Genomic DNA, 20,416 nt, shown 5'->3' with positions numbered 1-20,416 from the left:
TTCTGTCGAGACGCGTTCGTCACAGACACACCGAACACACGGTAGCGTTCGGGGAACTCGAACGGGGTAGTGAACTGCCGAGTGTGCTTCCGGTCACGCTCGGCTGACCGCCGATCGGTCCAGCGATAGTCGATCCGGAGTGTCGTCAGGATGCCTCGAGATCATCAACGGTCGACGCGGACCGACGCGTCCACTCCAACTCGTTCCTATCGGTTCCCGACACGGAATTGGGATCCGATAGCTCGCAACTCCGCCTCCGGATTCGACACCGACGAGCCGTGCGAGCGGGTCTCGAACGCGCTCCGGTTCCGACTGGACGGTTTTCCCGACATAATGTCGGATCGTATATTATATATAAATACTCACAGGTCGTCAGATATACTGGTGAAACCATGACTACAGCTACAATGGATGCGGAACAGTACACGCCACAGACGGCATGGCGGCCGCTCGCGTTCGCGGGAGGTATCATCGCGGTAATCGGGCTACTCGCGATCCTCGTGCCGTTTGCGACCGGAATCGCGCTGACGTACATCCTCGGTGGGTTACTGCTATTCGGCGGCGTCGTCCACGCCGGTCACGTCCGCTCCGCACGGGGCTGGCGGGATTCGTTCTGGCAGGGGACGCTTGCGATCGTCTCGGTCGTCGCTGCTATCGTCCTCCTGACCAATCCGGTCGTCGGTCTGCTGAGCCTGACGCTCGGGGCCATCGCATACCTGGTCCTCGATGGAATCGCGGAACTGGTATCGAGCGTGCGGATGGGATCGCAGTCGGGTCGAAGCTGGATTGCGGCCAGCGGCGTCCTCTCGCTCGTGCTCGCTGCCTTCCTCTGGGCCGGGTTCCCGGTCAGCGCGGCGTGGTTCGTCGGGTTCATCGTCGGAGTAAGCCTGCTCACGACGGGCGGTTCGATGATCGCCGTCGCCAACAGTACTCGTCGAACCAGCGGGGACGTATCGCCAGCCACGACCGAACCCCGTGGTGCCTGATCCACTCTTTTTATTGCACATCCGAGCCGTACCGACGGTCCCGTTCCGACCCGCTGTCGTCGCCTGACGGCGACCCTCGAGCGAGGCCCTGTTCAATAAAGAATATAAGGTATTTCGTGGTAGCGTGTCGTGGTATGTCAGAACATCCCACAATAGGGGGCACCCTCGAGGGGACGGTCGACCGTCACCCCGACCGGGACGCGATCGTCTATCCGCGGAAGGACCAGCGCTGGACCTACGCCGAGTTCGACGAGCGGGTCGATCGGCTGGCGAACGCCTTGCTCGAGGCGGGGATCGAGAAGGGCGACAGGGTCGCGACGGTGCTGTACAACGGGTCGGAGATGGCGCTCACCGTCTACGCGTGCGCCAAAATCGGGGCCGTCTTCACCCCGTTGAACTTCCGGCTGCCGGCGGGCGAGATCGAGTACATCGTCACCGATGCGGAGGCCGAGATGGTACTCTTCGAGTCCGCTACACGCGAGGCGGTCGAGGGCGCTCGGCCGAGCCTCGAGACCGTCGACGAGTACGTCTTCATCGACGACGACCGCGAGGGCATACCCGCATACGCGAGCGGGTTCTACGACCTGCTCGAATCGGGGTCCACCGCCCGACCCGATGTCCGCGTCGCGGAAGACGACGTCTACGCCTTCATCTACACGTCCGGGACGACGGGCCGTCCCAAGGGGGTCGTCCACGAGCACCGGGACATGGTCGAGCACAACCTCCTGTGTATCGCGGAGGGGCGGATCACCCGCGACGACGTCGGGCTGTCGATGATGCCGTTGTATCACTGCGCGGAGCTCCACTGTAACCTCTTCCCGCGAGTCCACCGCGGCGCGACCAACATCATTCACCACGAGTTCGACCCGCAGGCGGTTCTCCAAGCGATCGAGGAGCACGGCGTCACGCTCGTCTTCGCGGCCCCGACCGCGTGGAACGCGCTCTCGATGACCGCGGCCGAGATGGATGTCGACACTTCCTCGCTCCGGCTGGGGCTATACGGCGCGGCCCCGATGCCCGAACAGGTCCTCGAGAACTGCATGGAACAGCTCTGCGAGGACTACTTGCAGGCCTACGGGATGACCGAGATCGGTCCCGCCGGCGTCTTCCAGCCCCCGGAAGATCAGCTTTCGAAACAGGGGACGGCCGGGTTGCCCGCGCTCAATCACAAACTGCGAATCGTCGAACCCGACGCGGAGCCGGATCGGGAGGTCGAGCGGGGTGAGATCGGCGAGATCCTGATCGCCAGTCCGTGTACGATGCGGGAGTACTGGAACCGGCCCGAGGCGACCGAGCGGTCGCTTCGGGAGGCCGACGGCACGACGTGGTACTACACCGGCGACCTGGGCTACCGCGACGAGGACGGCTACCTCACCGTCGTCGACCGCAAAGACGACATGATCGTCTCCGGCGGCGAGAACATCTATCCCGCCGAGGTCGAGGACGTGCTGTTCGCCCACGACGCCGTCGACGAGGCGGCCGTCGTCGGCGAGCCCGACGACGAGTGGGGCGAACTCGTCACCGCTTACGTCGTCGCCGACGGCGTCGACGCGGCCGACCTCGATTCGTTCCTCCTCGCGAGCGAGCACCTCGCCGACTTCAAGCGCCCGCGGCGGTACTACTTCGTCGACGAGCTTCCGAAGAACCCCAGCGGCAAGATCCAGAAGTTCAAGCTCCGAGAGGACGAAGCGGGGCTCGAGCCCGAGGTGGAGTCCGTCGCGTCCTGATCGGCGGATCGGCGGCCGTCGGGTCGGTTCCGGCCGAACGCTCCGACTCCAAACCGTATTTACTATCGGCGACGAAAGCTGGGCACGATGGAACGCGGGTCCCGAGAATCGTTTACGCGCATGGGTACGTTGGGGATCGAAGAGGAGTGTTTCGTCGTCGACGAGGACGGCCGCCCCACCAGCGGGACCGACGAACTCGTCTACGAACACGAGCCGCCCGAAATCCTCGAGGGGCGGCTGGATCACGAGCTGTTCAAGTTCGTCATCGAAACCCAGACGCCGCTGATCGAGGAGCCCGGCGACGCCCGCGAGTCGCTGCTCGCGATTCGTGAGGCGCTGATCGAGCACGCCCAGGCCCACGGCTATCGTATCGCAGCCGCCGGCCTCCACCCGCTCGCGAAGTGGCGGGAACTCGAGCACGCGGAGAAACCGCGCTACCGATCACAGCTCGATCGGATCCAGTATCCACAACACCGGAACACGACCGCAGGGGTCCACGTCCACGTCGGCGTCGACGACGCCGACAAGGCGGTCTGGATCGCCAACGAACTGCGCTGGTACGTCCCGATCATGCTCGCGCTGTCGGCGAACTCGCCGTACTGGAACGGGTTCGACACCGGACTCCAGTCCGCTCGCGCGAAGATCTTCGAGGCGCTGCCCAACACCGGTATGCCCACCTACTTCGAGGACTTCGAGGCGTTCGACCGGTTCGAACGCCGGATGCTCGAGACCGACTCGATCAACGACCGGGGCGAACTCTGGTACGACGTCCGTCCACACACGGCTCACGGGACCGTCGAGCTCCGTACCCCCGACGGGCAGGCCGATCCCGAAATCGTCCTCGCGTTCGTCGAGTACGCGCATGCACTCGTCGAGGCCCTGGCCGAGGCCTACGAGGACGGTACGAGCGGCCACCGCCATCGACGGGAACTGCTCGACGAGAACAAGTGGCGGGCCATCCGCTACGGCCAGGATGCCTCCTTCATCGACCGCGAACTCGAGGGGACCGTCGGACTGGGCGAACTCGTCGACCGCGAGTGCGAGCGGCTCGGAATCGACGGGATCAAACGCGTCTACGAGCGCGAAAGCGGCGCGGACCGACAGCGCAGGCTGCTCGAGGACGAGGGGCCCGACGCGCTGTGTGAGTCGCTGTTCTTGCAGGACGAGAGCTGACGGTTCCCACGACTGAAGTCGTGGACGGGGTCCTCGAACTCGTCTGCTTTTTTGTCGCATCCCAGTCGGTAGAATCCCGTTTCGTGTCTCCGCCGAAGCGACGGCGGTCGGGCAGCGTCGACGACCGCGTCCGGAGGGCCGGGACCACAACGGACCGTTTGATCCGTCGGCGTGGTTTCTCGACGTGACCAGTCCCCGAACCTTCATTGCGCTGTCGGCAAATATTACGACCATGTACGACGACGAGGATCTCGAGGAGATCCGCGACGCAGGGCAGCAGTGGGACGCGGAGACGCTCGAGCCGACCCTCGAGCGTCGCGGCGAGCGCCAGGATCGGTTCGCGACCGTTTCGAACCACGAGGTCGACCGGCTCTACACCCCCGACGACGTCGGCGATCTCGACTACCTCGAGGACCTCGGCTTTCCCGGTGAGGAACCGTACACCCGCGGTCCGTATCCGACGATGTACCGCGGTCGGACGTGGACGATGCGCCAGTTCGCCGGCTTCGGCACCGCAGAGGAAACCAACGAGCGCTTTCACTACCTGATCGACGAGGGCCAGACCGGGCTCTCGGTGGCCTTCGACATGCCCTCGTTGATGGGACTCGACTCGGACGATCCGATGAGCGAGGGCGAGATCGGGAAGGAAGGCGTCGCGGTGGACACGCTCCGGGACATGGAGATCCTCTTCGACGGGATCGACCTCGCGGAGATCTCGACGTCGTTTACGATCAACCCCTCCGCGCCGGTGATCTACGCGATGTACGTGGCGCTGGCCGACCAGCGGGGCGTTTCGCGCGAGCAACTCCGGGGAACCCTTCAGAACGACATGTTCAAGGAGTTCATCGCCCAGAAGGAGTGGGTGATCCCGCCGGAGCCGTCGCTCGACCTCGTGACGGACGTCCTCGAGTTCAGCACGGCGGAAACCCCGAAATTCCACCCGATCTCGGTGTCGGGCTACCACATCCGCGAGGCGGGCTCGACGGCGGTTCAGGAACTCGCCTTCACCCTCGCGGACGGCTTCGGCTACGTCGAGGACGCGGTGGACCGGGGGCTGGACGTCGACGAGTTCGCGCCCCGGCTCTCCTTTTTCTTCAACTGCCACAACTCCTTCTTCGAAGAGATCGCGAAGTTCCGGGCGGCACGGCGGATCTACGCCCGGGTGATGGACGACTGGTACGACGCCGAGGCCGACGAGTCGAAACGGCTCAAGTTCCACACGCAGACGGCGGGGCAGTCGCTGACGGCGCAGCAACCGCTGAACAACGTCGCCCGGGTGACGATCCAGGCGCTGGCCGGCGTCCTCGGGGGCACCCAGTCGCTCCACACGAACAGCTTCGACGAGGCGCTGGCGCTGCCCAGCGAGAAGGCGGTTCGGGTCGCGTTGCGGACCCAGCAGATCATCGCCGAGGAGTCCGGCGCGGCCGACATCGTCGACCCCATGGGCGGCTCCTTCGCCGTCGAGACGCTCACGAACGAGATCGAGGAGCGAACGATGCGCTACATCGAGGAGATCCGGGAGATGGGCGACGGCTCGGTTCGCGACGGCATCCTCAACGGGATCGGTGACGGCTATTTCCACCGGGAGATCCAGGACGCCTCCTACGAGTACCAGGAGCGCGTCGAGCGCGGCGAGGAGGTCGTCGTCGGCGTCAACAAATACACCCTCGAGGAAGACACCAGCCCCGACACCCTCAAGATCGACGAGACCACGGCCGAACGCCAGCTCGGCCGGCTCGCGAACGTGAAAGCCGAACGGGACGACGCGGCGGTCGCGGAAGCGCTCGACGCCGTCCGCGAGGCCAGCGAACGCGGCGAGAACACGATCCCGTCCCTCGTCGATGCGGTGAAAGCCTACGCGACGATGGGCGAGATCATGAGCGTCTTCGAGGAGCGGTACGGCGCGTACAGCGAGAGCCTCGGGCTCGCCTGAGCCGCCAGTCACGGCGTCGCCGCCCCGGCACCGCGTCCCGACGGTGTCGTGGCGGTTCGTCCGTGCTCGTCGCGGGACTCACCACGCAGCCGGGACGGAGGTTTTTCCATCGTGACGACGACGGAGGCAGTATGAGCGAGAAGGAACTGTTCGGGCTCTTGCTGGTCGCGATCGCGATCCTGATGGCGGTGACCGGGTTCGTCCTCGTCCTCAACTGAGACGGTCTACTGTCCCGATGTACCGGTGCAACCACGAGACAGGTCGCGGTTGCACCGTCGCTGACATCCAGCAGCCCCGATGACGTCGGCTCTCGTTCGAGGCGGGCACCGGCCGACTCAGGTCCCGTTTCGCGTCCGCTCGTCGGTTTCGATCACTCGAGCCGCGAGCAACGTTACGACCGCGAGCGTGCCCATCGTCGCCACCAGAATGGCGAACTGGATCGTCGACTGGAGCGGATCGAACCCCCACGGGTTGAAGACCGCAAAGACCACGACGAAGAACGCGATGATCGCGAACGGGAGCACGTTGACCGCCAGATCCAGCGCGATTTCCGCGTCGAACGCGCGTCTACTCATCGGGAGAGTCCCTCTCTCGGAGCCCCCGTGCGGGGTTGCATCCGGTAGCGGTCCGTTCGTTCGGGTTCCGTGTCAGCGATGGTGACATCGAGCATGCTATTTCCGTTGGGTGCCGACGATCCCGGCCCCGGCGATTGTCACGAGGCCGGCGAGAACGAGTGCACCCCCGCGACTCGCCAGTCCCGAGAGCGACTCGAGGGGGCGGATCGAGAGCGTTCCGCTCCCGTGAGCGACCAGTATCGCCCCGACGACGACGAACACGGCACCGAATTCGGCAGCGAGCACCAGGGGCCGGTCGACGTAGTCGGCGTCCGCCAGGATGCCGGCGACGCTCGCCGCGAACACGACGAGACCCCCGACGGCGACGGGGACGAGGCCGACGACGATGCCGACCTCCGAACCGGCGAGCCCGACGGCCACGAGAACGGGCCACGGCCTCGCGGGATCGGCCGGTTCAGTCTCCCCACGCCTCGAGTGATCGGTCATACTCGGCGTTCCACATCCAGTCAGTAGTATTTAGTGCCGTCCCAAGCCTGCCACTCCAGTATCGAACCGACACCCGTCCCCGGCCAGGCTCGTCTCGACGGACGACGCGTGGGAGAGGACTGGCCCCGCCGATCGAACGGACTGCTCGGCGTCCGCGGACTTCGGCTGACTCCCGGTCGCTCGAGTCGGTCGCTCGAGCAGTCGACCCGCCACCGGCAGTGGGACCATGCAGTCGGGCTGACGGCCGCCCCTCACGCTCGTATCGAACCCAAACCAGAGATCTAAGGCCGTTGACCGCTTACGGCCCCCGTATGAAAGCACGATCCGTCCTCGGTGGCGCTCTCGGCGCAGTCGGTGGCGCTGTCGTCGGTAACTACCTCCTGAAACGCCGTGCGAGCGACCTCGAGAACCCGCTGCCCGGTATCGAACGGACGTATCGCTGGCGCGGGATCGAAACGACGTATACCGTCGCTGGCGACCCGAACGATCCGGACATGCTTCTGGTCCACGGGATCTACGCGGGTGCGAGCAGCCACGAGTTCGCGCCGATCGTCGAACAACTGGCAGCGGACTACCACGTCTACGCCGTCGACCTCCCCGGATTCGCTCGATCCGAGCGACCGCCGCTGGTCTACTCCGCCGACCTCTATGGCGAGTTCGTTCGCGATTTCGCGGCGGAGATCACCGACGAACCGATCGTGATCGCCTCGTCGTTGTCCGGCACGTTCGTCGTCGAGGCCGCCGACGAGACCGAGTTCGAACGGCTCGTCCTGATCTGTCCGACCGGCGAGACGGCCGCCGAACGACCGTGGCTCCGGACCCTCCTGCGGGCGCCGATCGTCGGCACGACGCTGTACAACCTGCTCGCGAGCAAGCCGTCGATCCGGTACTTCTACGACCGGGACGGCTACTACGACTCCGATCGGGTCGACGCGGACGAAGTCCAATACGCCTGGAACAGCGCCCACCAGCCCGGCGCACGCTACGCTCCCGCCTCCTTCGCCGCGGGCACCCTCGACCCGACGTTCGACCTCGGGACGGAACTGGCCGCCCTCGAGACGCCGACGACGTTAGTCTGGGGCCGGGACGCCGCGCTCGTCCCGCTCCGGGACGGTCGCGACCTCGCCGAGGCGGCGGACCTCGACCTGGTCGTCATCGACTACGCGACGCAGTTGCCCCACGCCGAACACCCCGACAAGTTCGTCGAGTACCTGAGTGCGGAACTGCCACGAGCCGATTTCGACACGCACGAATAGTCACGTCTCGGCCGTCGTTTCTCTACCCGGACTCGAGTTTCGGCAGCGATTCCGACTTCCCTCCCAGTCGCGACGACGAGCGGGGCAGCAGAGTCAGTCCCGCGGGGAAAACAGCGCTCCCCCGACCCTAGACCGGGCGAAGTGCGAGCACGCGCTCGCCCGTCGTCTCCGAAACGGTGATCTCGAGTTCGACGGTCAATCCGGTCTCGACGTCCTCGAGATCGATCCCGACGAGCTGTCCAGTCAGGGAAACGGGGCCGAAGTCGACGACGGCCGTCGCATACGGGGCGTCTTCCGCGAAGGCCGGCGTCGGGACGTGCGTCACGGTAAACGTCTGCACGTCGCCGGTGTCGGGGAGGTCGGCCTCCGCGAGGTCGGTCGAGCCACAGTCGGGACAGACGCGTCGCGGTGGGAGGGAGCCGTGGCCGTTGGCACACTCGAGGTAGGAGGCGTCTCCATCCGCGGCGGCTGCGAGCCACTCGTCGAAGCCGGCATCGGCGACGTCGGATTCGCCGTCGGTCATCGGTCGCTCACCTCCAGGACGTGAACGGTTGCGCTCGCGACCGTCCCACCCGCGTTGTGGGCGACGCCGGTGGTCGCACCGTCGATGTACTCGCTGTTGGGATGCTCACCCGCCAGTAGATCGGTCACTTCGGCGATCTGGGACGCACCGGTCGCGCCGACCGGATGGCCTTTGGCCTTCAACCCGCCCGAGAGGTTGATCGGCGTCTCGCCGTCGGCGGTCGTCCGCCCGTCGCGGGCCGCCGAGATCCCCTCGCCGATCGGTTCCAGATCCAGTGCCTCGAGTGCGAGCACTTCGGCGATGGTAAAGCAGTCGTGGACCTCCGCGAGGTCGACGTCGCCGGCGTCGACGCCCGCGTCGGCGTAGGCCTCCTCGCCGGCCTCGCGTGCGGCAGGCGAGCGGGCGAGGTGTTCGCGGTCGTGGAGCGCCATCCGGTCGCCGCCCTGTCCGGTGCCGGTGATCGCGACCGGCGCCTCGAGGTCGTGGTCGTCGGCGTAGGACTCGCTCGTCAACACGAGCGCGGACGCGCCGTCGGAAATCGGACAGGCGTCGTAGAGCCCGAGCGGTTCCGAGACCGGCGGTGCCTCGAGGACGTCCGAGACGTCGATCGCCTTCTGGTACTGGGCTTTGTCGTTGCTCAGTGCGTTTTCGTGGTTTTTGACGGCGATGTGCGCCAGATCCTCGCGCTCGCCGCCGAACTCCTCGAAGTACGCTCGGGCCATCAGCGCGTACGCGCCGGGGAATGTCACGCCGGCCCGCACCTCCCAGAGGTCGTCCGCGGCGATCGCGAGCGCTTCGGTCGCACCCGCGGTACCGAGGTTCGTCATTCGTTCCGCGCCGCCGACGAGCAAGACGTCGTTTTCGCCGTTCCGGATCCGTGTGACCGCCTCGCGGACCGCAGTCCCGCTCGAGGCACACGCGGACTCGTAGCGGGTCGCCGGGGCCTGGACGCCGGCCGCTTCGGCCATCAGGGGGCCCTGGTGGCCCTGATGTTCGGAAAGTTCGCCCATGAAGTTACCGTAGAGGACCGCTTCGACGTCCTCGCGGGGAACCTCGCTGTCCTCGAAAGCGGTGATGCTCGCTTCGGCAAAGAGATCTCGGCTCGTCCGTTCGGGGCTGTTCCCGAACGACGTTAGCCCTGTGCCTGCAACACGTACGTTACTCATATACACGCCAGTAGTGGACGGATCCGTTAATACTCCGCGGTTGAGAACCGGCATCACAGCTGACTCGTCGCTGCCGACAGCAACCCCCCGTCCACCGGCGCAGTTACACCTGCTGACGCACGTTTCCGCGGGCTTTTATTTCGTCACGACACATGTGACTCTATGACATCCGTTCCCTTCGATTGGGACCTCCTGAAAGCACTGACGGAGACAAGCGGCGTCCCTGGCTACGAGGACCGCGTTCGCGATCTCGTCGTTCGGGAACTCGAGGAATCGGTCGACCGCGTGCGAACCGACGCGATGGGGAACGTCGTCGGGACCCTCGAGGGTGACAGCGAGTATTCGGTGGCCGTCGCCGCACACATGGACGAGATCGGCTTTATGGTCCGTCACGTTCGCGGGGACGAAGACGGCTACGGCTTCGTCGAACTCGATGCGCTCGGGGGCTGGGACGCACGCGTCCTCAAGGCTCAACGCGTGACCATCCACGCCGCAGACGGGGACGTTCCGGCCGTCATCGGCTCGCCGCCGCCACATACGTTAGACGAGAGCGAACGGGAGAAAACGCCCGAGGTCGAGGACGTCGTGGTCGATCCCGGCCTCCCCTACGAGGAACTCGACGACCGCGTTACCCGTGGCGACCTCGTCACGATGGCCCAGACCACCGAACGCGTCGGCGAGACGATCACTGGCAAGGCGCTGGACGATCGAGTCTGCCTGTTCGCCATGCTCGAGGCTGCCCGCGAACTGACGACGCCCGCGGTAACGATCCACTTCTGTGCGACCGTCCAGGAGGAGGTCGGACTCCGGGGTGCGCGCGCCCTCGGCGTCGATATCGACCCCGACCTCGCGCTCGCGATGGACGTCACCGTCGCCAACGACATCCCCGGCTTCGACGACGGCGAACACGTGACGGAACTCGGCGCGGGCACCGCGATCAAGCTCAAAGACTCGAGCGTCATCACGAACCCGAAACTCCACGGCCGCCTCCAGTCGCTCGCCGAGGAGGAGGAAATCGAGTACCAACTCGAGATCCTGCCGTCGGGTGGTACCGACACCGCCGGCTTCCAGCAGGCGGCCGGCGCGAAACCGGTCGGCGCGATTTCGGTCCCGACGCGGTACCTCCACACCGTGACCGAAACCGCCCACGTCGACGACGTCGCGGCGACGATCGACCTGCTCGAGGCCTTCCTCGAGACCGAAGACGGGGAGTACGACTACACGCTGTGAACGGCCGGACGGCGGATCCGGCATGCACGCCCGTCTCGACGGCCCGCGACCGTCGCGGGCCGCTCGAAGGGCCAAACAGACCGGTTCCACTGCTGCCTGACGGAACACATTTCTGGCCCCCTCGGTATTTCTCTCGTAGCTGACGCTCATGGATGCTTCCGACCTCCCCGATCCCGAGGGCATTTCCCCGCTGGCATGGCGACTCCTCCGCGTCGCCGCCGGATACGAACAGCGGGCGGTCGAGCGGGAGATAGACGACCTCATGCAGGCACACCTCTCGATGCTCGAGAGCGGGAACCGATCCCTTTCTCGACCGCGCCGGGAAACGCTGCTGGAACTCTACGCCGTGGAACTCACCGCCGAACAGATGCGGGCGATCGTCGACCACTTCTAGAGACGGTCTCGAATGGAAGGGCTTAACATCCGTAATGATGATGGTGCCTCCTGTATCAATGATACACAGACTCTTGGGTGATTCAAACCGCCGAATACCACTATTCGCCCTCGCAACGATCGGGACGGTAGCTATCGCGGCCGCACCGTCTCCGTCGGGACTGTCGATGGCGGGCCAGTACGCGATCGCGACGATGTTCTTCGCCGGGCTCCTCTGGGTCACCGGTGCACTACCACTCGCGGTCACCGCGCTGACGATCCCCGTCTTGCTCACGGGGACCGGCGTCTACGACTCGATGGACGCGGCGCTCGTCGGGTTCGCCGATCACATCATCTTCCTGTTCCTGGCCGGTTTCATGCTCGCCAACGGGATCCAGAAGTACAACATCGATCGGCGGATCGCGCTGTATTCCATCGCCAAGATGGGGAGTTCGCCACGGCGGCTGATCTTCGCGATCATGGGCGTGACCGCCGTGTTGTCGATGTGGGTTTCCAACACCGCGACGGCCGCGATGATGATGCCGATCGCGGTCGGCGTCCTCACCCAGGTCCTCGATCGAGACGATCTCGCGTCCTCGAACGAACAGGACCGGGGGAGCGACGCCACCGAAACGGTCGCCGACGGCGGTGACGTCGGGTCGTCGGCCGCGTTCACGAACCTTCAGATCTCGATGCTGCTCGGGACCGCCTACGCCGCGAGCGTCGGCGGTGTCGGAACGATCATCGGCACGCCACCGAACGCGATCCTCGTCAGCCAGCTCAACGCCATTCTAGACTACGAAATCGGGTTCGCCGATTGGTTCATCGTCGGGTTCCCGATCGTCGTCGTGACGCTTCCCCTCGTCTGGTTCCTCCTGACGTACGTGCTGTACCCGCCCGAGGTGCCGGACGTCGAGCGGGCGCGAGCCACCGCCCGGGAGCAACTCGAGGCCGAAGGCGACCTCGATCCCCGCGGGAAACGGGTGGCGGCGATCTTCGCCGTGACGGCGGGGCTCTGGATGCTCGGCGGGCTCGGCGACCTCTTCGAGCCGCATCTCCCGGACGTCTGGATGACGACCGTGTTCGGCGGTGAGGGCATGACGGTCTTCGGCGTCGAGGGCCATCAGGGGCTGCTCTACTACGTCATGGTCGGCGTCGCGGCGGTCCCCGCGCTCGTCCTGGCCGACACGATGGAGTGGGAGGAACTGGTCGACATCGATTGGGGGACGCTGTTGTTGTTCGGCGGCGGGATCTCCCTCGCGAACGCACTGGCGGACACGGGCGCGACGGAGTGGATCGCCGACACCGTGTTCGGCGGGTTCGTCGGCGCGCCCATTCTCCTCGTCATCGGCGCAGTCGTCCTGGTGGTCATCTTCCTCACCGAGATGACGTCGAACTCCGCGACGACCAGCATCATCGTCCCCATTCTGATCAGCCTCGGGAGCGTCTTCTCGGCGACGCTCGGGCTGACCGACTTCTCGACCGCGCTCTTTCTCTCGGTCGCCGGCGCGATCGCCGCGAGCTTCGCCTTCGCGTTGCCGGTCGCGACGCCGCCCAACGCCATCGTCTTCGGCAGTGGGTACGTCAAACAGCGCCACATGCTCCGGGCGGGACTGGTCCTGAACGCGGTTATGACGGTCGTTCTGACGGCCATCATCTGGTTCCTGTTTACGTTCGTCTGGCCGCGCCTGCTCTGGTGAACCGCTCGTTTTCGTCATCTCCGTTCCGTCGAACCGATCGCGGATCCGTCTCGAGCGTCGATTGCGAACTCGACGAGGAGAGCCGACACTCGTGATTCGCTCCTCGTCTCTGTCCGATCGGTTTCAACGGGAGCCCGGGGCCGATCGTCACGGACGCGGGGCCACAACCCTGCGTCTCGTCCCGTCCCTTGAGACGAAGCCGACGCGGCCGCGATCCGAAACCGGGGACGGAAACGGTCGTCGTCAGTTCGAGCCGAGACCGCGATGACTGCGTCCGCGAGAGAGTCTCAGAAGGATCGAGTTCCAACGGCCGTCGGTGAGAAGGACCTTCCACGAGCCGTTCCGCGATCGGTCAGAACGCGAGCGCGTCGACGAGGATCGCGACCAGCACGGCCCCGAGGAAGGCGTTGGAGGCGTGGAACGATCGGAACGCCGCGACCTCCGTCTGTTCGAAGTGGAGGCGAACGGCGGCCCAGAGGAAGATTCCCCCGAAGAGAACGACCGTCGCCGCGTACAGCGCACCGAGTTCGGTGATCGTGGCCAGCGCGATCGTGCCGACGAGCGTCGCGGCGATGTAGTAGAGGATGTGTTTTCTGGTGACGGTCCTGCCGCGGACGACCGGCATCATGGGGAAGCCGCCGCGGGCGTAATCCTCGCCGTAGGCCAACGCGAGGTTGTAGAAGTGGGCCGGCGTCCACAGGAAGATGACGACCGAAAGGGCGAGTGCCGGCCAGCCGATCTCGTTCGTGACGGCGGCCCAGCCGATGAGTGCGGGTAGCGCGCCCGCGACACCGCCGATGACCGTGTTCTGGACCGTGTTCGGCTTGAGGAGGAGCGTGTAGACGACGCTGTAAAACAGGATCGCGGCCAGTCCGAGCGCCGCGGCGAGGCGGTTGATCGTCAGGAACGCAGCCAGCGACGCCGCGGTCAGCGTGAGGCCGAAAGCGAGCGCGTTCCGAACCGGGATCAGATCGACCGCGAGCGGCCGATCGGCCGTCCGGGACATCTTCTGATCGACGTCGCGCTCGAGGAGGTGGTTGAACGTCCCGGAGGCACCGATCGCGAGGACGCCCCCGCCGAGCGTCGCGACGATGGTGTACGTGTCGAGGACCGGGTCGGCGGCCAGGGCCATCCCGGCGGCGGCGACGAGACAGAGCAGCCACATCAACCGCGGTTTCATCATCTTGAAGTACGCGAACGCGGTCAGGCGGGCGCGAGCCAGGCGACTCGAGGGGAGGGATCGCGCGGCCCCAGCGGGGACGTCCTCCTCGATCGGGTCCGGCGAGTCGATAGCGTCGTCCTCGCTGCCGGTCGCGAGCTCGAGGTCCCAGGCCAGCGCGAGGACGATCCCCGAGAAGATCACGAGCCCGAGCACGAGGTGGAGTCCGGGGACGATCGCGGCAGGGCCGATCGTCGCGGTGACGGCGCCGACGCCGATCTGGACGACGTAGAGCACGGCGGCGACGACGAGGGTCGCTCGGACGCGACGCGAGACATCACCGAACGTCGCGGCGACGGCGGTCGTGGCGACGAGCAGGCCGACGACGACCGCAGTGAGTCGGTGGGCCCACGCGATCGCGAGTTCGGTTTGGTTCAGCGGATCGACCGGCGCGTGACAGCCCGGCCACGTCGAACACGACGCGGCCGCGTTCGTCAGCGATGTCGTCGCGCCGACGATCAACAGCAAATAGACGCCCAGCGCGGTCGCTGTAAGCAGTGCGGAGAAGCGGCGTCGTGTACCGATCGGGCGTGGAAACGACTCTGTTGACACGGCTATTCTCGTCTACACCGTTCGACTCCCCGTATTTAGGGCTCCCGCTTTTTCCCACCGCTGGGGATCGACCGCGGGGTGTGGCGGTCGCCGGGACCGCTCTCGAGCGCAGCCCAAAGAACGATCCAGCCGGTCGTCGTAGCTCCCACCGTGCCCGGCGACCCGCGCGGCCACGCACCTGCGGTCGATAGCGCCCCCGGAGAGCGATTCGAGAGCGATGCTCGCGGCGGTCAGCCCACCGTTCGGTGTCCGTACTGCGATCGTCCGTTTCGCCGGACGCGATACGAGTCGCTTCACCGCGGCCTCGAGCATTCCGGGCGACTCTCGGACCGTGAACGTGCGGCTGCCGAGCGGGCCGCCCGGACGGAGCAGGCGGCGTATCGCCGCGTTCGACTGTATGCCCTCGCTACCCTCGTGTCGCTGTACTTCGGCCTGTTGATCGTCGCCGCGTTCGTCGTCTGATCGCCCCCGAGTGCGACAGCGACTCACATCCCCATATCCGCGGCCGCATCCGGAATCGGCAGCTCGTGGGGCGAAACGCCGAGTAGCTCCCCGGCGTGATCGAGCGCCATGTCGAACCCGTAGTAGCGCTCGAGTTCGTCCCCGTCCGCCGTTGGCCGCACTTTCAACATCGCGTACCCCTCGCGATTCTGTGCGATCGCGGCTGTCCTCCCTCCGTCGCCGTTGAACGCGAGGACCCGTTCCGTCTCCGTTTCGTCGTAGGTGGCCGTGATGCCGTTGGCGTCGGCCGTCCGGTCGTCGGTCATGGCCGGTACTCGGGACGCAACTACCGGGAACCTGTCGGTTCCGGTCGCGCTCTCCGGTGGCGGCCGACATCGACACCGATTTTTCGATCCCCTTCGACGACCGTCCCGTGAGCCGTTCGGAACCCGCCACGGTCCGTCGACCACTCGCCGCGTTTCGACTCACTCGAGCAGTCGCGCTCCAGTGGCTGGTCGTCTCCGGCGTGGGATTCTTCGGCTTTGCGTACGCCTTCGGGCACCTCCTCGCCTGGATTCGTGGCACCTCGCTCGAGCCGATCGTGATCGCGCCGTCGTCGCCGCCGACGATAGCGGGTTGGTTGGCCGTCTCGCTTGGCCTGCTCGTTTGCGTGGTCGTCCCCCACGAACTGCTCCACGGCGTATTCATGCGCAGGTACGGCGACAGTCCACGGTACGGCATCGGCGTCTCCTACTTCGTGTTGCCCTACGCCTACGCCGAAACCAGCGGGGCGAGCTACACCCGCAATCAGCTGCTCGTTGCTCTACTTGCCCCGTTCGTGGGGATCACTGCTGTCGGACTCGCCGCGATGACCGTCGTCCCCTCTCCCCTGTTGATCGTGCCGCTGGCGGCGAACGCGGCCGGCTCGATCGGCGATCTCTGGATGGCCGCCATCCTCTGTCAGTATCCCGCCGACGTTCGCGTGGGCGACCCGCCCGGCGACGGTCGCGGATTCGGGATCTACGGTCCGGACGAGCGGTCCGTGAGCCGCCTGCCGGGAACGACGCTCCTGTCGCAGTTCCTGACCGGCGCCGTCGGAACCCTCGTCACAGTCGCAGCCTACGCCCTCCTGGTCGTGTTCCTCTCGCTTGCCTTCGGCTCCGGCGACGTCGTTCTCGGCGATCCGGATCGAGGCTGGCTGCTCTTCCGGCACGACCGCCAGCCCGGCGGCACCGCCGTCCTCGAGATCGGTGACCGCACCCTGATCGGCACGGCCGTCCTCGGTGGACTCGCGTGGACAGTCATCGGGGCCGTCCGGCGACGACTCATCGGCGAGTAGGACGGAAACCGTAACGCTCGAGCGCCGCCGCGTCGACGATCGTGCTATGACCAAGTGGCTCCGGAGCGGCCGCCGCCGAGACATCTGTCTGCTGCTCGCGGCGGCGGACGACGAACTGCGCGGCCAACAGCTCAAATCCCGCCTCGAATCACACTACGACGACCGACTCGAGCCGAAGTCGTTCTACGGCTCGCTGTCGGCGCTCGTCGATGCCGGCTTCGTCACGAAACGAACCGAGGGACTACACGACGTTTACGCACTGACCGACGGCGGGGAACAGCGAGTTCGAGAGCACTACGAGTGGGTTCGGGAGTGTCTGGAGGGCGACTGACGACACCGTGGTGGCGGAGCGGTCAGTCGAGAGACGGGTTCCTGAACAGGTGCACGACGACGTAGATCGGGAGCGCGAACAGCGTATATGCGATGATCGCGAGGAACAGTTCCGTTCGATCCATACGTCAACTGTACTCCGACTTGCTGTAAGTGTTCTGGAACGATGCTGGCGAAAGATGCAACCAGCGAAGTGCTTGGGCAGCCAGTCCTCGAGTGGCTCCTGCTCAAGCGCCGGGTCGAGCGGCTACTCCTCGAGGAGTTGGTCGCCGATCGTGTTCCGCAGGACTTCGCTGGTGCCCTCGTAGATCTCGTTGAGCTTGGCGTCGCGGTAGAACCGCTGGGCGGCGAAGTCCTTGGTGTAGCCGTAGCCGCCGTGGATCTGGATGCCCTCGTTCGCGACTTCGCGGCTCACTTCCGAGGCGTAGAGCTTGGCCTGGGAGGCGTCCTTGATGTAGTCCTCGCCGCGGATCTTCTTGTCGGCAGCCTTGTGCATGAGCATCTTCGCGGCCTGGATCTTGGTGTCCATGTCCGCGAGTTTGTGTTTGATCGACTGGAACTCGCCGATGGGCTGGCCGAACTGCTCGCGCTCGTTGGCGTAGTCGCGGGCTTCCTCGAAGGCCGCGCGGGCGATACCGACGCCGCGGGCGGCGATCGTGATGCGGCCGCCGTTCAGGGTCTTCAGCGCGTGGACGAAGCCGTCGCCCTCCTCGCCAAGCAGCCGTGATTCCGGAATCCGGAGGTCGTCGAACCGGAGTTCGGCAGTGGGACAGCCCTTATCGCCGAGTTTGTCCTCCGTGCCCTCGACGATGAACCCGTCGTCCTCCTCGGGCCGGACGATAAACGAGGAGATGCCCTTGTTGCCGGCGTCGGGGTCCGTCTTCGCGAAGAGCGTGACCGTATCCGCCACGGAGCCGTTCGAGATCCAGAGCTTCCCGCCGTTGATGACGTACTCGTCTCCCTCCTTCTGGGCGGTGGTCTCCATCGCCGGCACGTCGCTGCCCGCGCCGGCCTCCGAGAGCGCGAACGCACCGATGTCCTCCCCCGCGGCGACGGGCGTCAGGAACTCCTCTTTCTGGGACTCGTCGCCGAACTCGTAGAGCATGTTGCCCGCCAGCGAGGTGTGAGCGGCGACGATCGTTCCGAGACCGCCCGAGCCCCGGGCGATCTCCTCGAGGCCGATCGCATACGAGTGATAGTCCAGCCCGGCACCGCCGTACTCCTCCGGGAAGGGCATCCCCATCAGCCCCAGTTCGGCCATCTCGCTCACGAGGTCGGCGGGGAACTCGTCGTCGTGGTCGATCTCCTCGGCAACGGGGACGACCTCCTCGTCGACGAATTCCGACACCATGTCTCGAATCTGTTGCTGCTCGGCCGAGAGTGCAAAGTCCATAAACGATAATTCGGTTCCGTTCCCTTTATTGTTCTCTCTTTCGCCTCGTATGCGATTTAGTGACACCCGCGCGCGCTCGTCCGAAACGGGTCCGTGCGGTCCGTCGACTGGTCCGAACGGTCTGCGTGGTTCGTCGACTGTGCGTCTTCGCGTCTCGACGAAAAAACGTAGCTAGAGTAGCGACTGAAACGATTTACACACTGATCGCAACGCTGTCGTGCGATCAGGTGCGCAATGACTTTCAGTTGCTACTAGAGGGTCGTTTCAGTTGCTGTCCGGCGCGGCGTCTTCCGGAACCTGCCCCTCGACGAGGGACTGGTCGGCGTACTCCTCGCGGATGTCCTTCTTCGAGAACTTGCCCGTCGCCGTCTTGGGCACTTCCTTGATGAACTCAATCTCGTCCGGGAGCCACCACTTGGGGTACTCGTCGGCGAGCATCTCGTTGACCTCGGAGACGAGCGCGTCGCGGTCGGCACCCTCTGCGGGAACGACGAACGCGACCGGTCGCTCCTGCCAGCGCTCGTGGGGGACGCCGACGACGGCCGCCTCGGCGACGCCGTCGTGGGCCATGATCGCGTTCTCGAGTTCGACCGACGAGATCCACTCGCCGCCGGACTTGATCACGTCCTTCTCGCGGTCGACGATCTTGATGTAGCCGTCCTCGTCGACGGTGACGACGTCACCGGTCTTGAGCCAGCCGTCCTCGAAGTCCGCCTCGTTGGCCTCGGGGCGCTTGAAGTACTCCTTCGTCACCCACGGGCCTCGGACCCACATCTCACCGAAGTCCTGACCGTTCCACTCGATCTCCTCGCCGTCGTCGTCGATGACCTGGAACTCGAGGCCGGGAACGACCAGCCCTTGCTTGCCCCGCTTTTCGACCTGGGTGTCGTAGTCCGCGTTCTGCAGGTCGGATTTGAGGTGGGAGACCGAACCGATCGGAGCCATCTCGGTCATTCCCCAGGCGTGGAGCACCTCGACGCCTTGGGTGTCGAACCATTCGATCATCGATTTCGGTGCCGCCGAGCCGCCGACGATCACGGTATCGAGCGTCGAAAGATCGACGTCGTTCTCCGAGCAGTACTCCATCAGTCCCAGCCAGACGGTCGGAACGCCCGCGCTGATCGTCACGCCCTCGTTTTCGATGAGGTTCGCGAGGTCCTCGGGCTCGGGGGAGGGGCCGGGGAAGACCTGTTTGGCCCCGCCGGCAGTCGCCGTAAACGGCATTCCCCAGGCGTTGACGTGGAACATCGGCACCACGGGCATGACGACGTCGTCGTCGGCCATCGGGATCCCCTGTGGCGTCTGGGAGGCCATCGTGTGGCTCCAGAGCATCTGCTGGGTGTATTCGACGCCTTTCGGGTTGCCGGTCGTCCCCGAGGTGTAACACATCCCCGCGGGCTGTTCCTCGTCGACGTCGGGCCAGTCGTAGTCGGTCTCGTGCCCGTCGATGAACGACTCGTAGGCCGTCGACTCGAGGTCGTCGGCCGGCTGGCTGCCCATGACGACGAAGTCGACGTCGTCGAACTCGTCGTCCGCGTCGGCGACGGCACCCGCGAGTTTCGGTGCGAGCGACTGGTCGACGAAGATCAGTTCGTCGTCGGCGTTGTCGACGATGAACTGAATGTGTGCGTCGGGGAGCAACGGGTTGATCGTGTGGAGCTGTGCCCCGATCGATGGCACGGCGAAGTACGTCTCGAAGTGACGGGAGTGGTTCCAACAGAAGGTCCCGACCCGGTCACCCTCCTCGATACCGTACTCGTCGAGCGCGTTCGCGAGTTGGCTCGTTCGATCCTCGTACTCACCGTACGTGTATCGCTGCATCCCGTCGTGATTCCGGGAGACGATTTCCGTATCGGAATACAGCTTGCTTGCCCGCCACAAGAACGGCCGAAGCGTTTGGTCTGTACCTGCTGGCATTTCGTCTTACATAAAGGGACAAATACTGTATTATTCTTTCCATACATACGCTGGCATCCGCGTGTCTCTTACAGATGATAATTCATAATATGAAAAAC

At 65.5% G+C, this 20,416-nt stretch carries 20 protein-coding genes; 12 read left to right on the top strand and 8 right to left on the bottom strand.

The genetic code is table 11. From position 1 onward, the window contains the following. Positions 1–392: 392 nt before the first annotated feature. From CP557_RS04690 to CP557_RS22425, 5 genes are all read left to right on the top strand, one after another. The gene (locus CP557_RS04690) at positions 393–986 is read left to right on the top strand and encodes an HdeD family acid-resistance protein (protein WP_097378840.1); all 594 of its coding nucleotides are present in this window, start codon (positions 393–395) and stop codon (positions 984–986) included. A 134-nt stretch (positions 987–1,120) separates the two neighbouring features. After that, positions 1,121–2,713, top strand: a complete 1,593-nt coding sequence (locus CP557_RS04685; RefSeq protein WP_097378839.1) for a fatty acid--CoA ligase — start codon at positions 1,121–1,123, stop codon at positions 2,711–2,713. Positions 2,714–2,800: 87 nt separating this feature from the next. After that, entirely contained in the window at positions 2,801–3,886 is a 1,086-nt protein-coding gene (locus CP557_RS04680) for a glutamate--cysteine ligase (protein ID WP_097378838.1), read from the top strand. Positions 3,887–4,118: 232 nt separating this feature from the next. Then, on the top strand, positions 4,119–5,819 hold the full coding sequence (locus CP557_RS04675) for an acyl-CoA mutase large subunit family protein (protein WP_097378837.1): 1,701 nt from the start codon (positions 4,119–4,121) through the stop codon (positions 5,817–5,819). A gap of 62 nt (positions 5,820–5,881) precedes the next feature. Further along, entirely contained in the window at positions 5,882–6,037 is a 156-nt protein-coding gene (locus CP557_RS22425) for a hypothetical protein (protein ID WP_169924304.1), read from the top strand. Between the two features lie 117 nt (positions 6,038–6,154). On the opposite strand, the gene CP557_RS04670 is transcribed toward CP557_RS22425, so the two are convergent. After that, positions 6,155–6,394: a DUF6684 family protein gene (locus CP557_RS04670; RefSeq protein ID WP_097378836.1), complete on the bottom strand. Its 240-nt coding sequence runs from the start codon at positions 6,392–6,394 to the stop codon at positions 6,155–6,157. Between the two features lie 96 nt (positions 6,395–6,490). Then, on the bottom strand, positions 6,491–6,880 hold the full coding sequence (locus CP557_RS04665; RefSeq protein WP_097378835.1) for a DUF7541 family protein: 390 nt from the start codon (positions 6,878–6,880) through the stop codon (positions 6,491–6,493). Between the two features lie 311 nt (positions 6,881–7,191). Here CP557_RS04665 and CP557_RS04655 point away from each other — a divergent pair, with 311 nt between their 5' ends. Continuing rightward, positions 7,192–8,136 (top strand): alpha/beta fold hydrolase, encoded by a 945-nt coding sequence (locus CP557_RS04655; protein ID WP_097378833.1) that lies wholly within the window; start codon positions 7,192–7,194, stop codon positions 8,134–8,136. A gap of 127 nt (positions 8,137–8,263) precedes the next feature. Here the strand turns inward: CP557_RS04655 and CP557_RS04650 are convergent, their stop codons facing one another. Then, the gene (locus CP557_RS04650) at positions 8,264–8,659 is read right to left on the bottom strand and encodes a Zn-ribbon domain-containing OB-fold protein (RefSeq protein ID WP_097378832.1); all 396 of its coding nucleotides are present in this window, start codon (positions 8,657–8,659) and stop codon (positions 8,264–8,266) included. After that, entirely contained in the window at positions 8,656–9,825 is a 1,170-nt protein-coding gene (locus CP557_RS04645; RefSeq protein WP_097378831.1) for a thiolase C-terminal domain-containing protein, read from the bottom strand. The genes CP557_RS04650 and CP557_RS04645 overlap by 4 nt, the downstream gene beginning before the upstream one ends. A 162-nt stretch (positions 9,826–9,987) precedes the next feature. On the opposite strand from CP557_RS04645, the gene CP557_RS04640 reads away from it, so the two are divergent. The 3 genes from CP557_RS04640 (at position 9,988) to CP557_RS04630 (ending at position 13,127) form a co-directional block, all read left to right on the top strand. Then, the gene (locus CP557_RS04640) at positions 9,988–11,055 is read left to right on the top strand and encodes a M42 family metallopeptidase (RefSeq protein ID WP_097378830.1); all 1,068 of its coding nucleotides are present in this window, start codon (positions 9,988–9,990) and stop codon (positions 11,053–11,055) included. Between the two features lie 148 nt (positions 11,056–11,203). Then, the gene (locus CP557_RS04635) at positions 11,204–11,449 is read left to right on the top strand and encodes a hypothetical protein (protein ID WP_097378829.1); all 246 of its coding nucleotides are present in this window, start codon (positions 11,204–11,206) and stop codon (positions 11,447–11,449) included. A 166-nt stretch (positions 11,450–11,615) separates the two neighbouring features. Continuing rightward, a complete protein-coding gene (locus CP557_RS04630) occupies positions 11,616–13,127 on the top strand; it encodes an SLC13 family permease (protein ID WP_245853068.1) in 1,512 nt (503 codons plus the stop codon). A gap of 352 nt (positions 13,128–13,479) precedes the next feature. On the opposite strand, the gene CP557_RS04620 is transcribed toward CP557_RS04630, so the two are convergent. Then, the gene (locus CP557_RS04620) at positions 13,480–14,898 is read right to left on the bottom strand and encodes a heme o synthase (RefSeq protein WP_097378826.1); all 1,419 of its coding nucleotides are present in this window, start codon (positions 14,896–14,898) and stop codon (positions 13,480–13,482) included. Between the two features lie 150 nt (positions 14,899–15,048). Between CP557_RS04620 and CP557_RS04615 the strand changes: the two genes are divergently transcribed. Further along, complete coding sequence (locus CP557_RS04615) at positions 15,049–15,360, top strand: DUF7410 domain-containing protein (RefSeq protein ID WP_245852904.1); 312 nt, start codon at positions 15,049–15,051, stop codon at positions 15,358–15,360. 23 nt (positions 15,361–15,383) lie between these two features. Here the strand turns inward: CP557_RS04615 and CP557_RS04610 are convergent, their stop codons facing one another. Beyond that, entirely contained in the window at positions 15,384–15,665 is a 282-nt protein-coding gene (locus CP557_RS04610; protein WP_097378825.1) for a DUF7111 family protein, read from the bottom strand. A 107-nt stretch (positions 15,666–15,772) separates the two neighbouring features. Between CP557_RS04610 and CP557_RS04605 the strand changes: the two genes are divergently transcribed. Then, positions 15,773–16,678 (top strand): DUF3267 domain-containing protein, encoded by a 906-nt coding sequence (locus CP557_RS04605; RefSeq protein ID WP_097381530.1) that lies wholly within the window; start codon positions 15,773–15,775, stop codon positions 16,676–16,678. A gap of 46 nt (positions 16,679–16,724) precedes the next feature. Beyond that, entirely contained in the window at positions 16,725–17,009 is a 285-nt protein-coding gene (locus CP557_RS04600) for a PadR family transcriptional regulator (RefSeq protein WP_097378824.1), read from the top strand. Between the two features lie 246 nt (positions 17,010–17,255). Here the strand turns inward: CP557_RS04600 and CP557_RS04595 are convergent, their stop codons facing one another. Together CP557_RS04595 and CP557_RS04590 are read right to left on the bottom strand one after the other, a co-directional pair. After that, entirely contained in the window at positions 17,256–18,401 is a 1,146-nt protein-coding gene (locus CP557_RS04595; RefSeq protein ID WP_097378823.1) for an acyl-CoA dehydrogenase, read from the bottom strand. A 264-nt stretch (positions 18,402–18,665) separates the two neighbouring features. Beyond that, entirely contained in the window at positions 18,666–20,318 is a 1,653-nt protein-coding gene (locus CP557_RS04590) for a long-chain fatty acid--CoA ligase (protein ID WP_097378822.1), read from the bottom strand. Between the last annotated feature and the right edge of the window lie 98 nt (positions 20,319–20,416).

This window comes from Natrinema ejinorense, from assembly GCF_002494345.1.
Taxonomy (GTDB): Archaea; Halobacteriota; Halobacteria; order Halobacteriales; family Natrialbaceae; genus Natrinema; species Natrinema longum.
This window is presented reverse-complemented; position numbering and strand designations above follow the sequence as displayed.